Raw genomic sequence first — 5963 nt, forward strand, 5'->3', positions numbered from 1 at the left:
CACCCGGCATGAGACCTACAACGGGGTAGGTGAACCGACCGCCGAGTTCTGCGCGGCACCTTTATAGGCCACAGTCGGGGACGATCACCCAGCAAGGTACCGTCCCCGACCATCCCCAACGTCCCCAGCAGTTCGGAGCATGTTTCTATCGTCCCCGGTACTGTCCCCGACCCCGACGCGCAACATCAACAACACCGGGCAGGGGCGGACACCATACCGGACTTATGACCTTCACCAGAACGCGCAGGACACAGGGGTAGGACAGACAGAGTTACCGCGGGAATGCTGAAAACTGGTCCGGTACAGGACGACGTAACACGCTAGGGGCACGGCAGGGTCACGCAGGAAACCGCCAGTCAGACCGAGCACGGGTGGCCGGAAGACACCCGCCGGGGAGGAGGAAGAGGTGGCGGGACCTCACAGAGAATCCGACGACGGCACCAATCCTGTGGCGGGGACAACAAAACTCCCATCCATGCCCCCTACAGGAAGAACTCACTGTTCATAGTGCATTCCAGGGGAGGTACGCCTCTTTCCGCACGCCCAACATCGGGGACGGTCGGGGACGGTCACCGGGGACGGAAAAAGGGTCGTTGACCTGCCGGGGACATTGGGGACGGTCGGGGACACAGTGCCCCTGGCTGGCCGCAACCTCGTCCAGAACGCTGAACACTCCGGTGGGGAACCGCCCCTCTGTACGTTGAACGGGGTAGCGGACCGGCGGTATGTCACCGACTGCAAAGCCCCCGCGCCCCCGGTCCCGACCAACACGCGTGCGCGCAGGTGCGGTCCCCTGAAACCCCTACAAGCGTCGTCACCTCGCCGACATGCATGCCTACGCGTCAAACCTCGCAGAGTTACCCGTCGCGCTCCTAACGTGCAGAGCTGACGTTACCTGCATCGTCTGGGGTGTCGACTCTATGCAAACAACTGCCCACCACCACCGATCCGAGCACCCACGGCGGTGATGTGGAAACAAAGTTCCTCACCAGGGCTACGGAACACTACTGGTCATGGGTGCAACGCTGGACTGTGGTGTCCCAGAACACCTACCCGCTGTGCTCAGCGACGTACAGCTGCGTGAACCGCTCATCAGCCCACAGTTCCTCGGCATCGCTGGCCTCAGCGACCGCGGACCTGATCCGGGGATTGGTCATGTCCAGGAGCCGGAACTGACCGTCAACCTTGTTCACCGCCTCAATCCGGTGGAACGAGTCCCCGTACAGTTCGGCGAACCTGGCCGTGCCCTGCAACTTCACCAGCGCATCCGACAGGTGCGCACCGTGCGGGTCAACGATCGACGCGCGGATCTCACCGCGCACCTGGTGGAAGAACAAAAAGTCCGGGCGCAGGCGCTTCCAGTCACCATCCTGCCGGTAGGCGATCGTCAGAGCGGACTCCGAGGAACGGGCCGGATTCCTGTACCACCCGCGCGCCCCCGATCGACCCATCTCCGCAGCAAGCACGGCAGTCTCCCAGGTGTTCAGGTCCGCAGGGAACTCACCGTCAGCGTCAACGAGAATATGCCCGTCAAACGTGGGCAGGGCAGTGACCGTGTCATCTGCCAGGGATGCTGTCGGGGCATACCACTGGTCCGGCACCGTCAGGATCGCCGGCTCAGGGGCGGCACCCATCTCCAGGATCTCACGGTAGTCAGCCCGACGCTCATCAGACAGTTCAAGAATCCTGGTCCGGTACTGCGCCTTCCACTTATCGAACAATTTGACAGCTTCCTCGTTGAAGCCGGTGACGACCTCGTCCACGGTGCCCATCGCCGCGGCCTTCATCCTGGCATCCATCACCAGCTCCGGAAGCTGCGGGGGTTTCGTGTCGATCGCGTCACCGAGAAGGTGATTGACGTAGCCGATGGCCTGCTCCCGGGTGAACGCGCGAACGGCGGTGGAGAAGGCCTCGTTGACGACGTTCTCGTCAGCGATCGCCGAGAAACTGGATGACAACGGTGCCATGAAACTTCCGCGGCGGTTCACAGTCAGGGTGCGGCCCTCCACCTTCTCGATAAGACGGATCTCAGCCTCGATCGCCTCAGCATGCTGGACAGCGCGACCATCCAAGGCCGCGTACAGGTACTCCTGCGCCTCGTTCACCGCTCCATCGTGGATGTGGTCGTTGGACAGGTGGAAAGCGAAGATCATCAGGCGGGACACCGGCCGCTGAGTACGCGTCGGAATCACCTCGGTGGGCAGGGAAGTGAACACGTCCCAGAGCTCCCCGATGCCGTCATTAACCGGGGTGACGGTCACCGGGTCAATCAGGACGCGGCGACCAGTACCACCACCGGTGCCGGTACGATCCTCATCGCCACTGTCGAGTGCACGGGCGACGGACACAGCGGTATCTTCGTCGAACTTCGGCAGAATGCACAGCACAGAGTTGAGCAGCTCGTTGCCGGCGATACGCCGGGCCAGAGGGGAACGGACCATCCGGCCGAGCAACTGGGTGATCCGGTCCTTTTCAATCCCACCGCGGAAAGACATCAGGACCTCTGCCCGGGGACAGTCCCACCCGGTGGTGACGGCCTCCTTGGCGAACAGGACACGGACCCAGTCGGAGTCCTGGACACGCTCAGGTTTGATGTAAGGGATCTTCACCCCACCCGCGGTGATGCTGGTGTGCTCGCCGAAGACATTGGCGAACGCATCATCGGGCAGGCGCCACTGTTCCCTGATCGCGCGGACGGCCCGGTCAATGTCCTGGTCTGTGACCTTGTCCCGCATCTGCACGACCATCAACGGGACAACCGGTCGGTTGTCACCCTGGTCGCGGGAATACGCCTCCCAGTCGTGGGTGGTCTGCTGGAGCCTCTCAGTAGCCCGGCGCAGGAACACCAGGTCGAAGGCGTCCCCGGACTCGTCGGGAATATCAAGGACGATGTCGTCTTTCAACAGTCCGGATTCCTGGACATCTTCGGCAGGAACCCTGACGTTGTCCAACTGCAGCCGTCTCACAGTGGCGGACAGGTCGGTCATCAGCTTGTTGAACCGGTTGACGGTCGCGGAGATCCCCCAGACGATCGGCATCGCCGGCACATCATCGTGGCCGGTGATCAGCCGCTGCAGGATGGTCTTGCGGTCACTGGACTGCTTCGCACCGCGGTGTGCCTCATCGACGATGAAGTACAAGGTCCGGTCGGGGTGGTTGATGGTGTTGCGGATCGTGTCCCACACCGTCGAGGCAGTGTCATCGGGCAGGGGCATGCTCAACAGGTCGCCGCCGGTGGCTGAGGTGTGACGTCGACCGCGGACCATGCGACTGTTCTTCTGTAGCTTCTGCGCGTTGAGGAAGTACACGGTCTGCGTGTCGAACAGGTCTTTACCGAAGGTGTGGTCCAGGACCTCGAGGCGGGTGAACAGTTCACTGGATGCCGAACTGATCCGCTCGAGGGACTGCTGGTTCAGGTCCGGGTCGTCGGAAAACCAGATCACCGTCGCCGAAGGGTCGGCATCAACGTCGTCACTGCCGAGGAACAGCTTCTCGATCACGTCGGCGGCGATGACGGTTTTACCTGAACCAGTCACCGCACTCAGGGAGAAGTGGGAGTTGATGTCCTGGGCGCACAGTTCCCGGGCCCGCTGCAGGTTCGCCAGAACCTCTGATGAGGCTTTCTCCTGGTAGGGCTTGAGCGTGTACTTCACTGGGCATCACCGTTCGTGAACTCGAAGTTGGTCAGGTAGCTGGCGTACAGGCGGTGCGAATCCACCCCGAGATCATCCAGTCGCAGGGCCGTGGCCTGGAACTGCCGGTCGTCATCGGTGATCACGAACACGGTGCTCAGCGCCTCAGAGGTGTCGACCGCGACGGTGAGTGCATCGAGGAAGTCCTCGAGGTCGTCGGTGTTCTCGATGACGGCGTAGGTGTCCGCGATATCCCAGCCGGTGTCGCCGAGATCATTGATGATCCGGCCGGTCTGGCCGGCACGCAACCACAACAGGGGAGCCACCCGTTCAAAGGCGAGTCGCTGGCTGATCATTGCCGCGCTCTCGTAGGTGAGGGTGAAGAAACGGGCGTTGGCGGCGAAGCCGTCGGCCATGTCGAACTCGTCGGTGAACTTGTACGCGCCCTTCACCGGTGTACCGTCCGGTGTCTTTCCAGTGATCGCGGCGGTGACGCGGGGCTTGGTGACGTAGTCGCAGATCCCCATCGCCCCCCATTCGGGATCACCAGGTCGCATGCCCTTTTCCCGTAGTGCTTTCTGCTCCTCGGCAGAGACCTCGTTGTTTGTGATGGAGATGGACCGGCGACGACCACCATCCTGACGGTTCAGCCGCATCACAGCATGGGCAGTCGTACCGGACCCAGAGAAGAAATCTAGCACCGTTGCATCCTTCTTCTGCGCCACGAAGAAGCGAAGGACATCCTCGACAGCATAAAGGGACTTAGGGAAGGGGAATTTGCGGGAGGGGATCAGTTTTGACACCAGGTTTGAACCGTAGGAACCAGCATCGTGTGCTGGAATTGTCCAAGACTCGCCCGGAATCCAGATGGCAGCAACTGAGTTTTCCGTTGCCTCAACCTTGATGCTCCCGTCCTTCTCCTTGTCAATTACACGATACTCGCCACTCTCAACTTTTCCCCGTTCCCCCCTCTTCAGGTACCTGATAGATCCCGGTTGGGGTTTAGGTGCCTTTACGTAACCCTTCTCAACGAGAGCGCCCAACCTATCCCATCCGATCTGCCAGTATCCATCAGTACCGTTAGCCCGAATAGGCCAAACGGCGGTTGTCCCCTCCGGTGCATCATAGGAAGGATCATCTTCCAAAGCGATCGGTTGTCCGATGGAATGGACTCCGCTTCCATCGTTATAAACGTAAATAGGGTAGAACATATTCGGCCTATCCTCGCGAGCAACAGCACCTGTGAGGCCAAGTCGTCTCAGAGACTGCCAATGGATCTTCCCGCGTACGGTTTTCGCCTCTTCGCCGCGAGTATTCCACTCTTTTCCGAGCGGCAGAGGATTCGGAGCGCAGCTTCCGATCATCACCACAAAGATATATTCCGCAGTTCTCGAAAAGTCATTTTTTCTCGCAACAGCACGATTATTGATGACAGAGGTGACTGTAGTTATGTGCGCCTCCGTGAAGGTTTGTTCCAGCAGGACTCCCAGTCGGTGGACTTCCTTCTCATCGATAGTGACGATGAGCACGGAGTCTTCCGGGTTGAGGAGCTGCTTGGCCATGTTCAGACGTCGCTTCATGAACGATAACCACTTCGAGTGCCGGTAGTCGTCCTCGGCGCCGACGTAGTCGTTGTTGTACTTCCAGTCCTTCGCACCGGAGTTGTAAGGCGGGTCGATGTAGATCGCATCGATGGAGTGAGTATGGGTGTAGGTCAGCATCAGCAGGGCGTGGGAGTTCTCTGCGTTGATGACGACGTGGGCAGGCGCGTCGTCGGGCCCGTTGTGGACCTCGCCGGTCTGGATGAGGCCGGGGTAGATGGTGTCGCCGGTTTCAGCGACAACAATGACATCATCGATGGGAACTTCGCGGCGCTCTGTCGAAGCGCGGTCGGTGTCGTCGGCGGGACGGAGCTTCTCGAGAAGGACGGTCTTCGGCGACGCGGAGTGTCTGGTCTTGAGGACCTGCCAGAGTGTCGGGTCGGTCGGGCTATTCTCGCCGCGGGGTGGAAGGATGTGGACCTTGTCACCGCGCCGGGGGTGGACGCCGGGGAGCTCAACGTTTTCGGGTTGGTGCTGCTCGAAGACGAGGCCGAAGGTGCGGCGGTTGGCGAGGTCGCGGAGCTCTTCAGCGAGGGCTTCACCAAGTCGGGGGTCGGTCTTGCGTGCCTGGTTGATCAGGTCGGTGAGCTTGGACATAGGGCGGGATTCTCTCAAGAGCTGGGACGAATGCGGGGAATGAGGTGCAATGTGAGGGTAGCGAATGCACTCAATGAAACGCTGTATCGGTCCCCGCATGGCACAGAGAAGTTGGTGCAGGCACCCCTTTGGC

Annotated in this window: 2 protein-coding genes; both read right to left on the reverse strand. The window is 60.8% G+C overall.

Going from position 1 to position 5963, the window contains the following annotated elements; translation table 11 throughout:
• Positions 1-1049 precede the first annotated feature (1049 nt).
• Positions 1050-3653, reverse strand: coding sequence for a DEAD/DEAH box helicase family protein (locus ACT3TD_RS14520; protein ID WP_444615217.1), 2604 nt, complete (start codon positions 3651-3653; stop codon positions 1050-1052).
• Complete coding sequence (locus ACT3TD_RS14525; protein ID WP_444615218.1) at positions 3650-5830, reverse strand: site-specific DNA-methyltransferase; 2181 nt, start codon at positions 5828-5830, stop codon at positions 3650-3652. The genes ACT3TD_RS14520 and ACT3TD_RS14525 overlap by 4 nt, the downstream gene beginning before the upstream one ends.
• Positions 5831-5963: the final 133 nt, after the last annotated feature.

It is taken from the genome of Corynebacterium sp. AOP36-E1-14 (assembly GCF_052377495.1).
Lineage (GTDB): Bacteria > Actinomycetota > Actinomycetes > Mycobacteriales > Mycobacteriaceae > Corynebacterium.